Raw genomic sequence first — 17,955 nt, forward strand, 5'->3', positions numbered from 1 at the left:
CGCTCTTGGACGCCGGTATAGCCTTGGGCAGCAGTAAAAAGCCCGGGATAGAGCAAACAAGTTGGACGGACACGACCATTGGTCAATAGCACGCAACCGGGAGGCAGCTAGACTGTCCATTGCAAAGACAGTGTGTGCCCTGCACAGGGCAAAAGGAGGCACTCATGAGCCTGACAACCACGATTTTCCTGCTGGTGCTTGGCTGGCTGGCCGTCGCCGGCGCCATGTTGTGGGGGGTATTGCGCGTGACCCGCCGGCATCATCATCCACAGCCCAAGGCCGCAACACGCGCCAAGGCCCATAAGCCTGTCGCCCATCACGCCTGATAAATAATGTAGGAGCCGGCTTGCCGGCTCCTACAGTTTCAGGCCACCCGCTTGTTGGCCACGGCCGCCGACGCCGCCACCATCGCCCGCAGCAATACCGCGCACCCCGCCGCCAGGTCATCCGGCGCCGCGTTTTCGATCTCGTTATGGCTGATCCCGCCCTCACACGGCACGAATATCATCCCCGCCGGCCCCAATTCGGCAACGAAGATCGCGTCGTGCCCGGCGCCACTGACAATATCCATGTTCGACAGCCCCAGGCCATTGGCCGCCTCACGTACAGCATCGACACACCCCTTGTCGAAATACAGCGGTGGAAAGTCGGCGGTAGGCACCATTTCGAAGGTCAGGCCGTGCTTGGCGCAGGTGTCGTCGATCACCTGGCGCACCTGGGCAATCATCGAGTCCAGGCGTGCCGGCTCCAGGTGGCGGAAGTCCAGGGTCATGCGCACCTCGCCAGGGATCACATTGCGCGAGCCCGGGTAGGCTTGCAGGCAACCCACGGTGCCACAGGCATGGGGCTGATGGCCGAGGGCTGCGGCGTTGACCGCAGCCACCACTGCCGAAGCACCGACCAGGGCGTCCTTGCGCAGGTGCATCGGCGTTGGCCCAGCGTGGGCCTCGACCCCACGCAGGGTCAGGTCGAACCATTTCTGGCCGAGCGCCCCCAGCACCACGCCGATGGTTTTGCGCTCATCTTCAAGGATCGGGCCTTGCTCGATATGGGCTTCAAAATAAGCCCCTACCTTGTGCCCACTGACCGGCCGGGGGCCCGCATAGCCAATCGCATTCAGCGCATCGCCCACCGTGACGCCCTCGGCATCGGTCTTGGCCAGGGTGTCTGCCAGGGTGAATTTCTCGGCAAACACCCCGGAGCCCATCATGCATGGCGGGAAGCGCGAGCCTTCTTCGTTGGTCCACACCACCACCTCCAGCGGCGCCTCGGTTTCGATCTGCAGGTCATTGAGCGTGCGCAACACCTCCACTCCCGCCAATACACCGAAGCAGCCGTCGAACTTGCCGCCAGTCGGCTGGGTGTCGATATGGCTGCCGGTCATCACCGGCGCCAGCGCCGGGTTGCGCCCAGGGCGACGAGCAAAGATATTGCCCACACCATCGACGGTCACGGTGCAACCCGCATCCTCGCACCATTGCACAAACAGATCGCGAGCCTGGCGATCCAGGTCGGTCAGGGCCAGTCGACACACACCGCCCTTGGGGGTAGCGCCAAGCTTGGCGAGGTCCATCAACGACTGCCACAGGCGGTCGCGGTTGATGTGCTGATGGGTCGATTGTAGAACGTCGATGGCAGCGTTCATGGGGATCTCCTCGGGCAATATTTCTTATGATTGACGCGGTCCAACTGTGGGAGCGGGCTTGCTCGCGAAGGCGGTGTATCAGTCAATATATCCATCACTGACCCACCGCCTTCGCGAGCAAGCCCGATCCCACAGTTGATTGCATTCCACATCGCTTACAGGGATGTCTTGGCAGCGACCGGGCTGGTTTTGCGCTTGCTGCACAGGCCGTAATACAACACCCCGCCCAACGCCGAACCGGTGAACCAGCCATAGCTGTAGAACCAACTGAATGCATCGCTACCCAGCGACAGCAAGGTCAGCACCACCGGCACGCCAAAGGCGATAAACCCCGCCACATTCCACGCCGGATACACGTCATCGCGGTACAACCCCGCCAGGTCCAGTTGCTGGCGGCGGATCAGGAAATAGTCCACCACCATGATCCCGGCAATCGGCCCCAACAGGCTCGAATAACCCAGCAGCCAGTTGGAATACACGGTTTCCAGGCTGACATCGGACACGATCAGGCCGAGTTTTTTCAGCAGTTCATGGGCCATCAACGCCAGCCCCACCAGGCCGGTAAGCACCACGGCGGTGGTGCGGTTGATCAGCTTGGGCGCGATGTTCTGGAAGTCATTGGTGGGCGAGACAATATTCGCCGCCGTGTTGGTCGACAGCGTGGCAATGATGATCAACGCCATCGCCACCGCCACCCACACCGGGCTCTGGATGTGGCCGATCAGGGTCACCGGGTCGGAGACGCTGACCCCCACCAGCTTCACCGAGGCGGCGGTCATGATCACGCCCAATGCGGCGAACAGGAACATGGTCAGCGGCAGGCCAAAAATCTGCCCCAGGATCTGGTCCTTCTGGCTTTTGGCATAGCGGCTGAAGTCGGGAATATTCAACGACAACGTGGCCCAGAACCCGACCATCGCCGTCAGCCCGGCCATGAAGTAACCCGTCAGGCTCGCGCCTTCGGGCCGCTTGGGCGGGATCGCCATCAGCTCGCTGAGCGACACATTGGGCAACGCCCACACCAGCAGGCCGATACCCACCGCCACCAGCAGCGGCGCCGACAGGGTTTCCAGCCATTTGATCGACTCGGCGCCACGCAGCACCACCCACAGGTTCAGCACCCAGAAGATCATGAAGCCGATCACCTCGCCGGTGCCGCCCAGGCTCTTCCAGCCCTCGAAAATCGAGCCGAGGAACAAGTGGATCGCCAGCCCGCCGAACATCGTCTGGATACCGAACCAGCCACACGCCACCAGCGCACGGATCAGGCACGGCACATTGGAACCAAGGATGCCGAAGGATGAGCGCAACAGCACCGGGAACGGAATGCCGTACTTGGTCCCGGGAAAAGCGTTGAGCGTCAGGGGGATAAGCACCACGATATTGGCCAGCAGGATCGCCATCAGCGCCTCGCCCACCGACAAACCGAAGTACGCGGTAAGCACCCCACCCAGGGTGTAGGTCGGTACGCAGATCGACATGCCGACCCACAGCGCCGTGATGTGCCACTTGTTCCAGGTTCGCTCGTGCACCTTGGTCGGTGCCATGTCGTGGTTGTAGCGGGGGCTGTCGAGGACGTCGCTGCCGGCGTCGAGTTCATACAGGCCGTCGCGTTCTATGACTTGCGATCTGTTCTGTTGCATGGCCGCTCCACGGTTTTTTTTAAAATTATTGTTGCTCATCCGGCGCTCAACGCTGGATGGCCGTAGTCCCGCATGGACAACATGACATCACGGACCCGGCCAACCGCCAGCGCACTCAATTACCGTGCCGCAAGCCGTCACCCCATCCGTACCGCTTATATAACTGGCTGATGTTTATCAGCTTTATTTTATTTACCGAAAAGTCCCACGGCACTTTCAACGTTACTCAGGCCAAATAACGCAGAAGTTGTCCGAACAATCAGGACTCAATCTGGTGCAACACAATTATTTTTATTACTACCCGCCGTCAAGAGGCAACTCTCAAGCGTCTGATTTGCAATAGGAAATGTTGCTCATATTGGGAACCTGTCAAGTGCGTCAAAATGGTGAATGGACGCTACATTTTGGTGATTTAATATTTTTATCTATATATTTCAACAACTTAATCTTAATATATGTTTATAAAAAATAATCTTGATCATTCGAAAAACTCGGGCTAGTTTCTATTCCTGTCACCACTGACAAGAATAAATCTTGCACGGTGTGCAGCACTACAACACTTAGAACTGGCATAAGCCGGTCAAGCCTCTGAGGAACTCGGCATGTCTCTGTTGATCCGTGGCGCTACCGTTGTTACCCATGATGAAAGTTATAAAGCCGATGTCTTGTGCGCAGACGGTCTAGTCCGCGCTATTGGCACTGATCTGGATATTCCCGCCGGCACCGAGATACTCGATGGCAGCGGCCAATACCTGATGCCCGGCGGTATCGACCCCCATACCCATATGCAACTGCCCTTCATGGGCACCGTGGCCAGCGAGGACTTTTTCAGCGGTACGGCAGCGGGCCTGGCGGGCGGGACCACGTCAATCATCGATTTTGTGATTCCCAACCCACAGCAGTCGTTGCTGGAAGCCTTTCACCAGTGGCGTGGCTGGGCCCAGAAGTCGGCGGCCGACTACGGGTTTCATGTGGCGATCACCTGGTGGAGCGAACAGGTGCGCGAGGAAATGGCCGAGCTGGTGAGCCATCACGGCATCAACAGCTTCAAGCACTTCATGGCCTACAAGAACGCGATCATGGCCGCCGACGACACCCTGGTCGCCAGCTTCGAGCGCTGCCTGGAACTGGGCGCGGTGCCCACCGTGCATGCGGAGAACGGCGAACTGGTGTATCACCTGCAACGCAAGCTGATGGCACAGGGCATCACCGGGCCCGAGGCCCATCCGCTGTCGCGCCCCTCACAAGTGGAAGGCGAAGCCGCCAGCCGCGCGATCCGCATTGCCGAAACCATCGGCACGCCGCTGTACCTGGTACACGTCTCGACCCAGGAAGCCCTCGACGAAATCACCTACGCCCGCGCCAAGGGACAGGCGGTCTATGGCGAAGTCCTGGCCGGGCACCTGCTGCTGGACGACAGCGTGTACCAGCACCCCGACTGGCAGACCGCTGCGGGCTACGTGATGAGCCCGCCCTTCCGCCCACGCGGGCACCAAGACGCGCTGTGGCGCGGCCTGCAATCGGGCAACCTGCACACCACCGCCACCGACCACTGCTGCTTCTGCGCCGAACAAAAGGCCGCCGGGCGTGACGATTTCAGCAAGATTCCCAATGGTACCGCCGGCATCGAGGACCGTATGGCGCTGCTGTGGGACGAAGGGGTCAACACCGGGCGCCTGTCGATGCAGGAGTTCGTCGCGCTGACCTCCACCAACACGGCGAAGATCTTCAATCTCTACCCGCGCAAAGGTGCGATCCGGGTCGGCGCCGATGCCGACCTGGTGCTGTGGGATCCCCAGGGCTCGCGAACCATCTCGGCCAAGACCCACCATCAGCAGGTGGACTTCAACATCTTCGAAGGCAAGACCGTACGCGGCGTGCCCAGCCACACCATCAGCCAGGGCAAGCTGGTCTGGGTCGACGGCGACCTGCGCGCCGAGCGCGGTGCCGGGCGCTATGTCGAGCGGCCGGCGTATCCGGCCGTGTTCGAGCAGTTGCGCAAGCGGGCCGAGCATTCCAAGCCAGCCGCGGTGAAACGCTGACATCGCCGATCGCAGGCAAGCCAGCTCCCACACTTGATCGGGTTCACACAGTTCAAATGTGGGAGCTGGCTTGCCCGCGATGAGGCCAGTGCAAACAACAAAAAAATCAATGCCCGCCAGAGGCAAAAAAAACCGTGAGGACACTACCGTGATCCAGACCCTGAACCACCTCCCCCACCCCGACGAAGACAAGGCGACCCTCGCCAGCCATTTCACCGACCTGGCACCGCCCCTCAACGCCCGCCAGGCGCACCTGGAAGCCTCGCGCTGCCTGTATTGCTACGACGCACCGTGCGTCAACGCGTGCCCCAGCGAGATCGACATTCCGTCCTTCATCCGCAACATCCACACCGACAACGTCCAGGGCGCAGCGCAAAAGATTCTCTCGGCCAACATCCTCGGTGGCAGCTGTGCCCGGGTGTGCCCGACCGAAATCCTCTGCCAGCAGGCCTGTGTGCGCAACCACAGCGAAGAATGCGCCCCGGTGCTGATCGGCCTGTTGCAACGCTATGCCATCGACCACGCGCACTTCGAGCAACACCCGTTCCAGCGCGCCGCCCCTACCGGCAAGCGCATCGCGGTGGTCGGCGCCGGGCCGGCAGGTTTGTCCTGCGCCCATCGCAGTGCCTTGCATGGGCATGACGTGGTGATTTTCGAAGCCCGGGAAAAGGCCGGTGGCCTCAACGAATACGGGATCGCCAAATACAAACTGGTGGATGACTTCGCCCAGAAGGAGCTGGATTTCCTCCTGCAGATCGGCGGCATCGAAATCCGCCACGGCCAGCGCCTGGGTGACAACCTGAGCCTGAGCGACCTGCACCAGCAGTTCGACGCGGTGTTCCTCGGCCTGGGCCTGGCCGCCAGCAAACACCTGGGCCTGCCCCATGAGGACGCCCCCGGCCTGCTCGCCGCCACCGATTACATCCGCGAACTGCGCCAGGCCGACGACCTCAGCCAACTGCCCCTGGCCGACCGCTGCATCGTGCTGGGTGCCGGCAACACCGCCATCGACATGGCCGTGCAAATGGCCCGCCTGGGCGCGCGCGATGTCAACCTGGTCTACCGCCGTGGGCTTGCCGACATGGGCGCCACCGGCCATGAGCAAGATATCGCCAAGGCCAACCAGGTGCGCCTGCTGACCTGGGCCCAACCCGACACGGTGCTGCTGGACGACCAGGGCCAGGTACGCGGCATGCGCTTTGCCCGCACGCGCCTGGAAAACGGCCGCCTGCACTCCACCGGCGAAACTTTCGAGCTGGAGGCAGATGCGATCTTCAAGGCCATCGGCCAAGGCTTCGACGACCAGGCCTTGCACGACCCACTGGCCCAGCAACTGCAACGCCAGGGCGAACGGATCTTTGTCGATGCACAGCTGCAAACCAGCATCCCCGGCGTGTATGCCGGTGGCGATTGCGTCAGCCTCGGGCAAGACCTCACCGTCCAGGCCGTGCAACACGGCAAGCTGGCCGCCGAGGCCATGCACGCTCAACTCATGCTCAATGTGGAGGCTGCGTAAATGGCCGATCTATCGATTGTGTTCGCCGGTATCAAAGCCCCCAACCCGTTCTGGCTGGCCTCCGCACCACCCACCGACAAAGCCTACAACGTGGTGCGCGCCTTCGAGGCCGGCTGGGGGGGTGTGGTCTGGAAGACCCTGGGCGAAGACCCGGCGGCGGTCAACGTCTCGTCCCGTTATTCGGCGCACTTTGGCGCCAACCGTGAAGTGTTGGGTATCAACAATATCGAGCTGATTACCGACCGCTCCCTGGAAATCAACCTGCGGGAAATCACCCAGGTGAAAAAGGACTGGCCGGACCGCGCGCTGATCGTGTCGCTGATGGTGCCGTGCGTCGAAGAGTCATGGAAAAACATCCTGCCGCTGGTGGAGGCCACCGGTTGCGACGGCATCGAGCTGAACTTCGGTTGCCCCCACGGCATGCCGGAACGGGGCATGGGCGCGGCCGTGGGCCAGGTGCCGGAGTATGTGGAGCAGGTGACACGCTGGTGCAAGACCTACTGTTCGCTGCCGGTGATCGTCAAGCTCACACCTAATATCACCGACATTCGCGTGGCCGCCCGTGCCGCGTATCGCGGGGGCGCCGATGCGGTATCGCTGATCAACACCATCAACTCCATCACCAGTGTCGATCTGGAGCGCATGGTCGCCCTGCCGATCGTCGGCACCCAGAGTACCCACGGCGGCTACTGCGGCTCGGCGGTCAAGCCGATTGCCTTGAACATGGTCGCTGAAATTGCCCGTGACCCCCAGACCCAGGGCTTGCCGATCTGCGGGATCGGCGGCATCGGCAACTGGCGCGATGCCGCAGAGTTCATTGCCCTGGGCTGCGGCGCGGTGCAGGTATGCACGGCGGCGATGCTGCATGGCTTTCGCATTGTCGACGAGATGAAGGATGGCTTGTCGCGGTGGATGGACAGCCAGGGCTACAACAGCCTGCAGGATTTCTCCGGGCGCGCCGTGGGCAACACCACGGACTGGAAATACCTGGACATCAACTACCAGGTCATCGCCAACATTGACCAGGCCGCCTGCATTGGCTGCGGGCGTTGCCATATTGCCTGCGAAGACACCTCGCACCAGGCGATTGCCAGCCTCAAGCAGGCCGATGGCACCCACGTGTACCAAGTGATCGACGACGAATGCGTGGGCTGCAACCTGTGCCAGATCACCTGCCCGGTGGCGGACTGCATCGAGATGGTGCCGATGGACACCGGCAAGCCGTTTTTGAATTGGACGCAGGACCCACGCAACCCCTACCGAGAGGCGGTGTAGCCTTTTAAATCGCTATCGCAGGCAAGCCAGCTCCCACATTTGATCGGGTTCACACAATCAAAATGTGGGAGCTGGCTTGCCTGCGATAAGGCCCTCAACCGCACCACAAACTCAGGGCTCCAAGCCAATCCCCCGCAAAATCACACTGGTCACCGTCTGCACCGCCCGTTCGAACTGCATATCCGACAACGCCTGATGGTCGTTGAGGATCATCACCTGATGATCAAAGTCGGCATAGTGCTGGGTCGAGGCCCAGATCATATACAGCAGGCTCGACGGCTCCACCGCGAGGATGCGTTTGTCTTCCACCCACTGGCGGATTTTCGCTTCCTTCATCTTGGCCCAGTCGTACAGGCTTGCATCCAACGCTTCACCGAGGGTCGGCGCACCGTGGATGATTTCATTGGCCCAGACTTTGGAGCCATAGGGGCGACTGCGCGAATGCTGCATCTTCGCCCGGATGTAGCTGCTGAGGACCACCCGCGGGTCATCGAACATCTCGAAACACAGGGCGTCCTGCTTCCACACTTCCAGCAGGTCGAACAGCACCGCGCTGTACAACTCGCTCTTGGTGCTGAAGTAGTAATGCAGGTTGGAGCGCGGCAGTTGCGCCTGTTCGGCAATGTCGGCCATGGCGGTGCTGCCGTAGCCCTTTTCGGCGAAGACCTTCTCAGCCGCCAGCAGAATCTTTTCGACGTTGACCCGACGGATACCGATCTTGTGATTGCCCATAGGGGCTCCCTGACAACGACATGCCTTGAAGACTACCATCCGCTCTAGATCGGGGCGACAGCCCGAGTGGAAACTTCGTACACTGCCCACTCCTCCCATTGATAGGTAGTGCACGATGTTGATCAAGAAAACCCTGACCACGGTGACCTTGCTGGCCTCGCTGCTGGGCGCTTCGGCGGCTTTTGCCCATGCCCACCTGAAAAACACCACGCCGGCGGCCGACAGCACCGTCGCCGCGCCCGCCGACCTGCGCCTGGTGTTCTCCGAAGGTGTCGAAGCCACGTTCACCAAGGTCTCCCTGAGCAAGGACGGCACCGAAGTGGCGGTCAAAGGCCTGGAAACCCCGGACGCCGACAAGAAAACCCTGGTGGTGACCCCTGCCGCGCCGTTGGCTGCCGGCACTTACAAGGTGGAGTGGCATGCGGTCTCGGTCGATACCCACAAGAGCGAAGGCAGCTACAGCTTCAAGGTCGGCCAATAACCCATGGCAACCCTGCTGGTGCTGTGCCGTTTCCTGCACTTTCTGGCGGTGCTGCTGATGTTCGGGGCTTGTGTGTTCCGGCCCGTGCTCCTGGGCAACAAACCCCAACCGGCACTGGACCGGCAATTGGCGCGCATCACCACGCTACTGGCCTGGCTGGCTCTGGGCAGCGGCGTGGCGTGGTTGCTATTGATCAGTGCCAGCATGGCTGGCAGCGAACTATTGGCGCTGGACCTGGCCACCGTGCAATTGGTGCTGGGCAAGACCTTCTTCGGCCAGGTCTGGAGCGCGCACTTGCTGCTCAATGGCTTGTTGGTGCTGGGCTTGATGACGCCCTGGAGCCGCCTGCGCCTGCCACTGACGGTGCTGCTTTTGGCAACCCTGGCCCCGGTGGGCCATGGCGCCATGCTCAGTGGCCTGAACGGCCAATTGCTGATCCTCAATCAGGTGGTACACCTGCTCTGCGTCGGGGCCTGGCTCGGTGGGTTGCTGCTGTTGGTGTTGATCCTGCGCCAAGCGCAGCGCACCGACCTGGAAGAGGTCCTGCGGCGCTTCAGTGGTGTCGGTTACGGGCTGGTAGCGGGTTTGCTGGTCAGCGGGCTGATCAATGTCCGCGTGCTTACCGGGCAATTGTGGCCTACCCCGCTGTTCAGCGGGTTTGCCTTGATCCTGTTGATCAAGGTGCTGCTGGTGACGGGCATGCTGGGCCTGGCATTGCTCAACCGGCTACGGATCAAGGGTTGCCAGCAACGTCCGGGCCAATTGCAGGCCAGCGTGTTGCTGGAATGGCTGCTGGGCGCGGCGGCCGTGGCGGCCGTTTCGCTGTTGGGCACCCTGCCACCGATGCTCATGACCCCATAAACAAAACCTCTGCAGGAGCCGGCAAGTCGGCTCCTGCCAGGGGTCAGGGCGGGCTGTTCTTCAAGCGCCCCGCCGTGTCGATACTGACCACCACCGACAACCCCGGCCGCAAGCGTTCGCTCTGCTCCTGATCCGGGTCCACCGTGATCCGCACCGGCACCCGCTGCGCGATCTTGACGAAGTTGCCGGTGGCGTTATCGGCCTGCAACAGGCTGAACTCGGCTCCCGTGGCCGGCGAGATACGCTGCACCGTGCCGTGGAATTTGCGGTGGTTCAGGGCATCGACGGTGAACGTCACCGGCTGGCCCACCTGCACGTTGTCCATCTGGGTTTCTTTCATATTGGCGATCACCCACAGCTGGTTCGGCACCAGCGCCATCAACTGCGCGCCGGAGTTGACGTAGGCCCCCAGGCGCACGCCGATCTGCCCCAACTGGCCGTCCCTGGGTGCGAGCACACGGGTGTTCGACAGGTCGATCCGCGCCAACTCCACGGCGGCCTCGGCGCTGGCGACGGCGGCTTCCAGCGAGCCGCGATTGACGATCACCGTCTGCAGATCCTGGCGGGCGATTTCCAGGCTGGCCTGGGCCTGGGCCACGGCGGCGATGGTCTGCGCGTTGGCGGCGCGGGTCACGTCCAGTTCGCGGCGCGATACCGAGCCGTCGCTGATCAGTTCTTCGTTGCGGCGCAGGTCGGCGGTGCTTTTGCGCGCCTGGGCCTGGCTGTCGGCCAGGGCCGCCTGGCGCAACTTGATGGTCGCCTCGGCGCTGTTGCGCTGTTGCACCACGTTGGCCAGGGACGCCTGCTGTACCGCCAGTTGCGCCTGGGCCTGGTCCAGGCGCTGCTTGTAGATGCGGTCGTCGAGGCGCACCAGCAGATCCCCGGCCTTGACGTACTGGAAATCCTGCACCGGCACCTCGAACACATAACCGCTCAATTGCGGGCCGATGATCGTTACCTGGCCGCGCACCAGGGCGTTTTCGGTGGTTTCGACGGCACTGCTGAAAGGCGGCAATTGCCAGGCGTACAACACGATCAACACGCCGACGATCGCAATCGCGGCAAAGCCCAGGGACGAGATGACACGCACCCCCAACGAACGCTGTTCGGTGACCGTGGCACCGGGCGGCGTGGTGCCCTCCGGGGTGGAAGCAATGGCATTGGTGGTCGTGGTGGTAGCCGTAGGTTCGCTCATGAAGGAAGTGCGCCGCTAGGTTGAACGGAAGGCGCTGCGCTGGCGGCAGCTTTCTTGGTGGTGCTCATCAGCCACAGGCTGCGGGTAAAAATCCACAACATGGTGAGGATCGCGATGATCGCGATCAGCATGAACACGTCGTTATAGGCCATGACATTGGCTTCACGGGTGGCCGCCGTGGCCAGGCTGCGAATGCCCATCAGGTTGCGCAGTTCCGGGTCGGCAGTTACCGAGCCATAGGCCGAGCCACCGCTCTGCACCCGGGCAGCTACGCGAGGGTCCAACAATGTCAGGTGTTCGACAATCATGCTGGAGTGGAACTTCTCCCGCACGATCTGGAACGTGCCGAGTAACGCCGCCCCCATCAGCCCGCCAAGGTTCTGGCAAATACCGAACAACACAGAGAAACTCACGAGGTTGCGCGGGTTGGTCAGCACATTGCGCATGCCCAGCACCATGGTCGGGCCGAGGAAGAAGGTACCGCCAAAGCCCAGCAAAAACTGGCTCAGGTACATGTTGTGCGGGCGAGTCAGGTTGCTGGAGAAGCTATCCATCACCGAACCTGTGGCCATCAGGGCCAGGGATATCACCAGCGGCATCAGCAGGTGTGCCGGGTTGATGGTCAACGCGCTGATCACCAGGCCACTGATCGCCCCCAGCAGCATCACCAGGTACAAGGTGCGCATCTGCTCGCTGCTCATGTTCAGCGCCTGCAAAAAGCCGACGGCGCCGGTGGACTGCTCGGACAGCACCATGCGGATCAGGATCACCGCCAGGGCCAGGCGAATCATCACCCCGCCGCCCAGCCAGCGGGTCATCAGCAACGGGTTGGCGCGGTTATGCTCGATGGCCAGGCCGGCCATGATCAGCACCAGTGAACAGGCAGAAGCGACGCCAATCCACGGCGCTTCCAGCCACCAGTCGATACGCCCCAGGGACAGTACCGCGCAGAGCAACGCCACCCCCGAGGCGAGCAAGGCGAAGGTCAGGAAGTCGAGCTTTTCAAAGGTCTTGAAGCGGTCGCCCGGTGGCAACTTGAGCAGGAATACACAGCCCAGGCAGGTCAGCGCCATGCCCAGTTCAAACAGGTAGAGGCCGCGCCACTCGGCAATTTGCAGCAAGTCCTCGGAAAACAGCCGTGCCATCGGCAGGGCCAGTTGCGCGGTGCCCAGGCCCAAGACCAGGGCCTTGAGCCGCCACTTTGCGGGAAACGCCTGGACCATGTAGTACAAACCCAGGGAACTGAGGGCCGCACCCACCATGCCGTGGGCCGCACGCACGGCGATTGCCGAACTCAGGTCATTGACGAACAGATGGCCAAAGGTGACCAGGGCGTAGAGCACCAGGAACACTTCGGTAAACGCGCGCAAGCCGAACTGCTGGCGGAACTTCACCAGCAGCAGGTTCATCGACACGTTGGTCATCACATAGGCCGCGGGCAGCCAGGCCATTTCGGCGGTGGTCGCGCCCAATGCCCCTTGCAGATACGGCAGGTTGGCGATCACCAGTGCATTGCCCAGGCCGCCGGTGATTGCCACCAGCACGCCAACCAGGGCAAAGGCCCAGCGTTTGAGCGTGGGGTGATGGGGCGTCGACGGCGACCCCGGCAAGCTCGGACGCTCGTGGGGTTGCCAGGTATGCGGGGTGTATTTATCCATTCGTGACCTTGATGACCGACGCACGAGGCCGGTAAAACCATGACTCAGAGCGTAGTAGACCTGAGCGGGGTTCATCTTGTCATCTTTGTGGGAGCTGGCTTGCCTGCTCCCACATTTGATTTGCGATGTGACGCAACTTATGTGCCCAGCCGAGCTCCCCTGTGGGAGCGGGCTTGCCCGCGATAGCGGCGGTTCAGGCGCTATTTCCAGTGGCTGACACACCGCCATCGCAGGCAAGCCAGCTCCCACATTTGATTTGCGATGTGGCACAAACTATATGCTCAACCCAGCCCCCCTGTGGGAGCGGGCTTGCCCGCGATAGCGGCGGTTCAGGCGCTATTTCCAGTGGCTGACACACCGCCATCGCAGGCAAGCCAGCTCCCACATTTAATTTGCGATGTGGCACAAACTATATGCCCAGCCCAGCCCCACTGTGGGAGCGGGCTTGCCCGCGATAGCGGCGGTTCAGGCGATATTTCCAGTGGCTGACACACCGCCATCGCAGGCAAGCCAGCTCCCACATTTGATTTGCGATGTGGCACAAACTATATGCCCAGCCCAGACCTCCCTGTGGGAGCGGGCTTGCCCGCGATAGCGGCAGTTCCGGCGCTATTTCCAGTGGCTGACACACCGCCATCGCAGGCAAGCCAGCTCCCACATTTGATTTGCGATGTGGCACAAACTATATGCCCAACCCAGCCCCCCCTTTGGGAGCGGGCTCACACTGGGGCTTTTAGATCCAGCCCAGCCAGCTCCAATAGGTGGCGGCGAACACCAGCATCAACAGGTAGCCAATCAAGGTCACCAACAAGCCCACCTTGGCAAACTGCCTCGCGGTAAAGGTGCCGGTGCCCAGGCACACCATGTTCTGCGGGGCGTTGATCGGCAGGATAAAGCCATAGCTGACCACAAACCCGAGCAACATGGTCATGCCCAGCCGGCTGAAGTCCCCCGGCAGGGTTTGCAGCACCGCGATCAGGATTGGCAGCAAGGCCGAGGTCAACGCAGTGGCGCTGGCAAAGCCCAGGTGGATCACAATCAGGAATGCCCCAAGGATCGCAAACACCCCCAGCGGACCCAGTTGATCCAGGCCGGTATGCCCCACCACCTGCGCGCCCAGCCATTGCCCGGCCTGGGTGGTCAACAGCGCCGTACCGAGGCTGATGCCCACGCCAAACACAATCACCGTGCCCCAGGGGATGCGCGACTGCACGTCTTTCCAGGTCATCACCCCAATCCCCGGCAGCAGCAGGAACACCAGGCCAGCGTAGGTGGTGGAGGTGGTATCGAAGCTGTGCAGGCGCCCTTCCGTGGCCCAGGCCAGCAGCAGCAATAGCGAGACCGTCAGCAGGCGCTTCTGCGGCCCGGTCATCGGGCCGATATCGGCCAGAGATTGCGCCACGGCCTCCTTGCCACCGGGGATGCTGTTGGTTTCCGGAGGCAGCAACTTGAGCACCAGCAACAGCAATACCGCCGACATGATCAACGCCCACGGCGCCCCGGCGATCAGCCAGTCGATCCACGACACGCGCTGGCCGAGCATCTTGTCCATAAAGCCCACGGTCAACAGGTTCTGCGCCGCCGCGGTCTGGATCCCGACGTTCCAGATGCTGGTGCCCTGGGCAACGACGATCATGATCCCGGCGGCGATATTGGAGCGTTTGTCCACGCCAAACGCGGCGATCACCCCCATCATGATCGGCACTACGCAAGCACTGCGCGCCGTGGCGCTGGGCACTACCAAGCTGAGCAGGATGGTCACCGCAATCGCCCCCACCAGAATCCCGCGGGTGCTGGTGCCAACCCGGGTCAGGGTGACCAGGGCGATACGCCGGTCCAGGCCTGTGTGGGTCATGGCGGCGGCGATAAACAACGCACCGGCCACCAGGGCCAGGGCCGGGTTGGCAAACCCGGTAAGCGCCATGCTGATGGCGGGGCTGGAACCGATCAGGTGCGTCGGGTCCTGCAGGGACGGCGCGGTGCCCAGCAGAAAGGCCATCAACGAGGTGATCATGATCGCACTGGCTTCGTAGGACACCGCCTCGGTGATCCACACCACCACGGCAAAGGCCAGGATCGCCAACATCCGGTGGCCGGCTACCGGCAAGTCGGCGGGCAACGGCAACAACAGCACGCCGATCATCACCAGCACGGCGATCACCAGGCCCATGGGCAGCTTGAAAGAAACAGCAGGTGTTGCGGGGGCACTCATGGAAATCTCCGTCGGCCATGACAATCAAGGCCTGCAGCATGAGGCAAAGCGTCGCGGCGGGTTTTGACAGGTATCAAGGCACACGCGATTTAAACCTGTGGGAGCAGCTTGCCTGCTCCCACATTCAGGCCGTCGTGTCAGGCGCGGCACCCAGTAGCTGGCTCAACACCGCCCGCAGCTTGCCCGGCTTCACCGGTTTATTGAGCAACGGCGCCTCCAGGCGCTGCAACGAACGCCGGCACTGGTCCGTGCGGTCGGCCGTGATGATCACCGCAGGGATCCTGCGGTCGAAATGCTCGCGCAACTGCTTGACCACCTCGCAGCCGACCACACCATGATCGAGGTGGTAATCGGCCAGGATCAGCTCCGGCGCCCTACCCTGCAACGCCACCAACGCGCCCGCCTGATCAGTGGCGGTCACCACTTCGCAGCCCCACTGCCCAAGCAACGCGCGCATGCTCTCCAGGATGCTGGTTTCGTTATCCAGCACCAGCAGGCGCCGCCCCGGCAATGGGTTGCCGGCGCCGGCCTGGGGTGGCGCGAGGCTGATGGGCAGCGGTATTTCCTCGGACAGCGGCACCTCGATACTGAACATCGAGCCGCGCCCCGGCCATGAGCGCACCCTCACCTGGCAGCCGAGGATCTTCGCGATACGCTCGACAATCGCCAGGCCCAGGCCTACGCCCTTGCGATCCGCCGCCCGGCCGACGTCCAGTTGGTTGAACTCGAGGAAAATCGACTCCAGGCTGTCGGCGGCAATCCCACGGCCGGTGTCCCACACCTCCAGGCGCAGGCGATCACCGCGCCGCCGCGCCCCCAGCAGGATGCAACCCTGCTCGGTATAGCGGCAGGCATTGCTGAGGAAATTGCGCAGGATGCGTGTCAACAGGCGCAGGTCGGTGCGCAGCGCATAGCGGCCCATGTGCACACGCAGGTTCAACCCGGCCGCCGCCGCCACCGACTGGAACTCCGAAACCAGCGGCGCCAGCAGTTCGTCGAGGCGATACAGGGCAATGTCCGGCTTGACCGCCGCCTGGTCGAGGCGGGAAATATCCAGCAAGTCCGCCAGCAGGTCTTCCGCCCCTTCCAGGGCCTGGTGCGTACGCTCCACCAGGACTTTTTCCACGCTGGGCAGCTCTCGCTCGCGCAAGGTGGAGATCAACAAGCGCGCGGCATTGAGCGGCTGCAACAGGTCGTGGCTGGCGGCGGCGAGGTATTTGTCCTTGCTGCGGTTGGCGGCCTGGGCAGCGTCGCGGGCGTCGCGCAGGTCCTGTTCGATGCGCTCGCGCCGGGCGATCTGCTGTTGCAGATTGTGGTTGGCGTCGAGCAGTTCATCGGTGCGTGCCGCGACCCTTTGCTCCAGCTCATCGTTAAGGCGGATATAGCGTTTGCGCTCGGCCTCCAGCTCATCCAACCGCGCTGTCAGCTCGGGGTAGTGGCTCTTGCGTGCCGAATGATCGCCCAGCCCCAGCAGCCCGGCCAGGGCCCGCTGTTGATCGTCAGAGAGCTTCGCCATAGACGACCTCGACGTCACGCTGGCTTGACTCGCGCGGGTTGGTCAGGATGCACGGGTCGTGCATGGCGTGTTGCGACAAGAACGGAATATCCGCCACCCGCACCCCGTGCAGGCCGAGGGTTTCATGGAAGCCAATGGCATGCTTGAGCGCAATCAGGTGCTCCACCAACCGCCCGCAGATCTGCCGGTGGTTGAGCCCCCGGCAGTCGATGCCAAAAGTCTCGGCAATCACCTTGAAACGCTCCGGCGCCGAGTTGTAGTTGAACGCCACCACATGCTCGACCAGCACCGCGTTGCACAGGCCATGGGGCAAATCGAGAAAACCGCCCAGGCTGTGGGACATGGCATGCACCGCACCCAGGATCGCATTGGAAAACGCCAGGCCCGCCTGCATGCTGCCGAGCATGATTTTCTCGCGCAGGGCGATATCGCTGGGGTTGGCGATCATCTGCACCAGGTTGCCATTGATCAGGCGCATAGCCTCCAGCGCATGGGGGTCGGTCAGCGGGCCGTGGCCGGTAGACACAAAGGCCTCGATGGCATGCACCAGCGCGTCGATCCCGGTACAGGCCGAGAGAAACGGGTCCATGCTGGCGGTGGTTTCCGGATCGATCAGCGACACATCCGGCACCACCGCCTTGCTGACGATGGAAAACTTCATGCGTTCCTGCTGATTGGAAATGATCACGAACTGCGACACGTCGGCGGAGGTGCCGGCGGTGGTCGGGATCAGGATCAGCGGCGGGCTGGGCACGCGGATGGTGTCCACCCCTTCGAACTCGAGGATGCTGCGCCCATGGGCAACCACAATGCCAATGGCCTTGCCGCAATCCATCGGGCTGCCGCCGCCGACGGCGACGATCACATCGCAATGGTGCTCGCGGTAGACCTCGGCGCCCTGCATCACTTCTTCGACACGCGGGTTGGGTGACACGGCGGTGTACAGGCAGTACTCGATACCCAGGGCCTGCAGGCTGGCCTCCACATCTGCGACCCAACCGGCAGCCACTACGCCGGGGTCGCTGACCACCAGGACCTTGCGCGCACCAAAGGTCTTGGCGTAATTGCCGACATTGTGCCGGGAACCGGCGCCGAAGATGATTTCTGGGGAAACGAATTTACGCAGTTGGCTGAGACTCTGGCTCATTGGTAAGCCTGTTTTTATTGTTTTTGGAAGAT

Annotated in this window: 14 protein-coding genes; 6 read left to right on the plus strand and 8 right to left on the minus strand. The window is 62.3% G+C overall.

The genetic code is table 11. The features are described from left to right. Positions 1 to 164: 164 nt before the first annotated feature. A complete protein-coding gene (locus tag HBO05_RS23155; RefSeq protein ID WP_169954405.1) occupies positions 165 to 326 on the plus strand; it encodes a hypothetical protein in 162 nt (53 codons plus the stop codon). A gap of 38 nt (positions 327 to 364) precedes the next feature. Here HBO05_RS23155 and HBO05_RS23160 read toward each other — a convergent pair whose 3' ends face one another. Both HBO05_RS23160 and HBO05_RS23165 read right to left on the minus strand, forming a co-directional pair. Continuing rightward, complete coding sequence (locus HBO05_RS23160) at positions 365 to 1,645, minus strand: Zn-dependent hydrolase (protein ID WP_170057931.1); 1,281 nt, start codon at positions 1,643 to 1,645, stop codon at positions 365 to 367. A gap of 155 nt (positions 1,646 to 1,800) precedes the next feature. Then, on the minus strand, positions 1,801 to 3,288 hold the full coding sequence (locus HBO05_RS23165; protein WP_170057930.1) for an NCS1 family nucleobase:cation symporter-1: 1,488 nt from the start codon (positions 3,286 to 3,288) through the stop codon (positions 1,801 to 1,803). A gap of 602 nt (positions 3,289 to 3,890) precedes the next feature. Between HBO05_RS23165 and hydA the strand changes: the two genes are divergently transcribed. The 3 genes from hydA to preA all read left to right on the plus strand — a co-directional run bounded on the left by hydA (position 3,891) and on the right by preA (position 8,121). Further along, positions 3,891 to 5,330 carry a dihydropyrimidinase gene (gene hydA / locus HBO05_RS23170; RefSeq protein WP_172314167.1) on the plus strand — a complete coding sequence of 480 codons (1,440 nt, stop codon included), beginning with the start codon at positions 3,891 to 3,893 and terminating at the stop codon, positions 5,328 to 5,330. 148 nt (positions 5,331 to 5,478) lie between these two features. Continuing rightward, positions 5,479 to 6,846, plus strand: coding sequence for an NAD(P)-dependent oxidoreductase (locus HBO05_RS23175; protein WP_172314169.1), 1,368 nt, complete (start codon positions 5,479 to 5,481; stop codon positions 6,844 to 6,846). Beyond that, entirely contained in the window at positions 6,847 to 8,121 is a 1,275-nt protein-coding gene (gene preA / locus HBO05_RS23180; protein ID WP_172314171.1) for an NAD-dependent dihydropyrimidine dehydrogenase subunit PreA, read from the plus strand. Between the two features lie 111 nt (positions 8,122 to 8,232). Here the strand turns inward: preA and HBO05_RS23185 are convergent, their stop codons facing one another. Further along, entirely contained in the window at positions 8,233 to 8,853 is a 621-nt protein-coding gene (locus tag HBO05_RS23185) for a TetR/AcrR family transcriptional regulator (protein ID WP_029298440.1), read from the minus strand. Positions 8,854 to 8,968: 115 nt separating this feature from the next. Between HBO05_RS23185 and copC the strand changes: the two genes are divergently transcribed. After that, positions 8,969 to 9,334 (plus strand): copper homeostasis periplasmic binding protein CopC, encoded by a 366-nt coding sequence (gene copC, locus HBO05_RS23190; protein ID WP_169954411.1) that lies wholly within the window; start codon positions 8,969 to 8,971, stop codon positions 9,332 to 9,334. A gap of 3 nt (positions 9,335 to 9,337) precedes the next feature. Continuing rightward, entirely contained in the window at positions 9,338 to 10,195 is an 858-nt protein-coding gene (gene copD, locus HBO05_RS23195; RefSeq protein WP_172314173.1) for a copper homeostasis membrane protein CopD, read from the plus strand. Positions 10,196 to 10,238: 43 nt separating this feature from the next. Here the strand turns inward: copD and HBO05_RS23200 are convergent, their stop codons facing one another. From HBO05_RS23200 to ercA, 5 genes are all read right to left on the minus strand, one after another. Continuing rightward, on the minus strand, positions 10,239 to 11,390 hold the full coding sequence (locus HBO05_RS23200) for an HlyD family secretion protein (protein WP_170043145.1): 1,152 nt from the start codon (positions 11,388 to 11,390) through the stop codon (positions 10,239 to 10,241). Next, the gene (locus HBO05_RS23205) at positions 11,387 to 13,048 is read right to left on the minus strand and encodes an MFS transporter (RefSeq protein WP_172314175.1); all 1,662 of its coding nucleotides are present in this window, start codon (positions 13,046 to 13,048) and stop codon (positions 11,387 to 11,389) included. Before HBO05_RS23205 ends, HBO05_RS23200 begins: the two co-directional genes overlap by 4 nt. A gap of 733 nt (positions 13,049 to 13,781) precedes the next feature. Continuing rightward, positions 13,782 to 15,260, minus strand: a complete 1,479-nt coding sequence (locus tag HBO05_RS23210) for a DASS family sodium-coupled anion symporter (RefSeq protein WP_169954415.1) — start codon at positions 15,258 to 15,260, stop codon at positions 13,782 to 13,784. A 124-nt stretch (positions 15,261 to 15,384) separates the two neighbouring features. Then, positions 15,385 to 16,776, minus strand: coding sequence for a hybrid sensor histidine kinase/response regulator (locus tag HBO05_RS23215; protein ID WP_169954416.1), 1,392 nt, complete (start codon positions 16,774 to 16,776; stop codon positions 15,385 to 15,387). Continuing rightward, positions 16,760 to 17,923 carry an alcohol dehydrogenase-like regulatory protein ErcA gene (ercA, locus tag HBO05_RS23220; protein ID WP_169954417.1) on the minus strand — a complete coding sequence of 388 codons (1,164 nt, stop codon included), beginning with the start codon at positions 17,921 to 17,923 and terminating at the stop codon, positions 16,760 to 16,762. Before ercA ends, HBO05_RS23215 begins: the two co-directional genes overlap by 17 nt. Between the last annotated feature and the right edge of the window lie 32 nt (positions 17,924 to 17,955).

The sequence above is a fragment of the Pseudomonas sp. WS 5079 genome (genome assembly GCF_012985465.1).
Classification (GTDB): domain Bacteria; phylum Pseudomonadota; class Gammaproteobacteria; order Pseudomonadales; family Pseudomonadaceae; genus Aquipseudomonas.

What these genes read in the sequence shown, in the direction of transcription:
- ercA (WP_169954417.1), bottom strand. Translation starts at nt 17,923, where the DNA reads ATGAGCCAGAGTCTCAGCCAACTGCGTAAATTCGTTTCCCCAGAAATC.
- preA (WP_172314171.1), top strand. Translation starts at nt 6,847, where the DNA reads ATGGCCGATCTATCGATTGTGTTCGCCGGTATCAAAGCCCCCAACCCG.
- hydA (WP_172314167.1), top strand. Translation starts at nt 3,891, where the DNA reads ATGTCTCTGTTGATCCGTGGCGCTACCGTTGTTACCCATGATGAAAGT.
- HBO05_RS23215 (WP_169954416.1), bottom strand. Translation starts at nt 16,776, where the DNA reads ATGGCGAAGCTCTCTGACGATCAACAGCGGGCCCTGGCCGGGCTGCTG.
- HBO05_RS23160 (WP_170057931.1), bottom strand. Translation starts at nt 1,645, where the DNA reads ATGAACGCTGCCATCGACGTTCTACAATCGACCCATCAGCACATCAAC.
- copC (WP_169954411.1), top strand. Translation starts at nt 8,969, where the DNA reads ATGTTGATCAAGAAAACCCTGACCACGGTGACCTTGCTGGCCTCGCTG.
- HBO05_RS23155 (WP_169954405.1), top strand. Translation starts at nt 165, where the DNA reads ATGAGCCTGACAACCACGATTTTCCTGCTGGTGCTTGGCTGGCTGGCC.
- HBO05_RS23210 (WP_169954415.1), bottom strand. Translation starts at nt 15,260, where the DNA reads ATGAGTGCCCCCGCAACACCTGCTGTTTCTTTCAAGCTGCCCATGGGC.
- HBO05_RS23165 (WP_170057930.1), bottom strand. Translation starts at nt 3,288, where the DNA reads ATGCAACAGAACAGATCGCAAGTCATAGAACGCGACGGCCTGTATGAA.
- copD (WP_172314173.1), top strand. Translation starts at nt 9,338, where the DNA reads ATGGCAACCCTGCTGGTGCTGTGCCGTTTCCTGCACTTTCTGGCGGTG.
- HBO05_RS23200 (WP_170043145.1), bottom strand. Translation starts at nt 11,390, where the DNA reads ATGAGCGAACCTACGGCTACCACCACGACCACCAATGCCATTGCTTCC.
- HBO05_RS23205 (WP_172314175.1), bottom strand. Translation starts at nt 13,048, where the DNA reads ATGGATAAATACACCCCGCATACCTGGCAACCCCACGAGCGTCCGAGC.
- HBO05_RS23185 (WP_029298440.1), bottom strand. Translation starts at nt 8,853, where the DNA reads ATGGGCAATCACAAGATCGGTATCCGTCGGGTCAACGTCGAAAAGATT.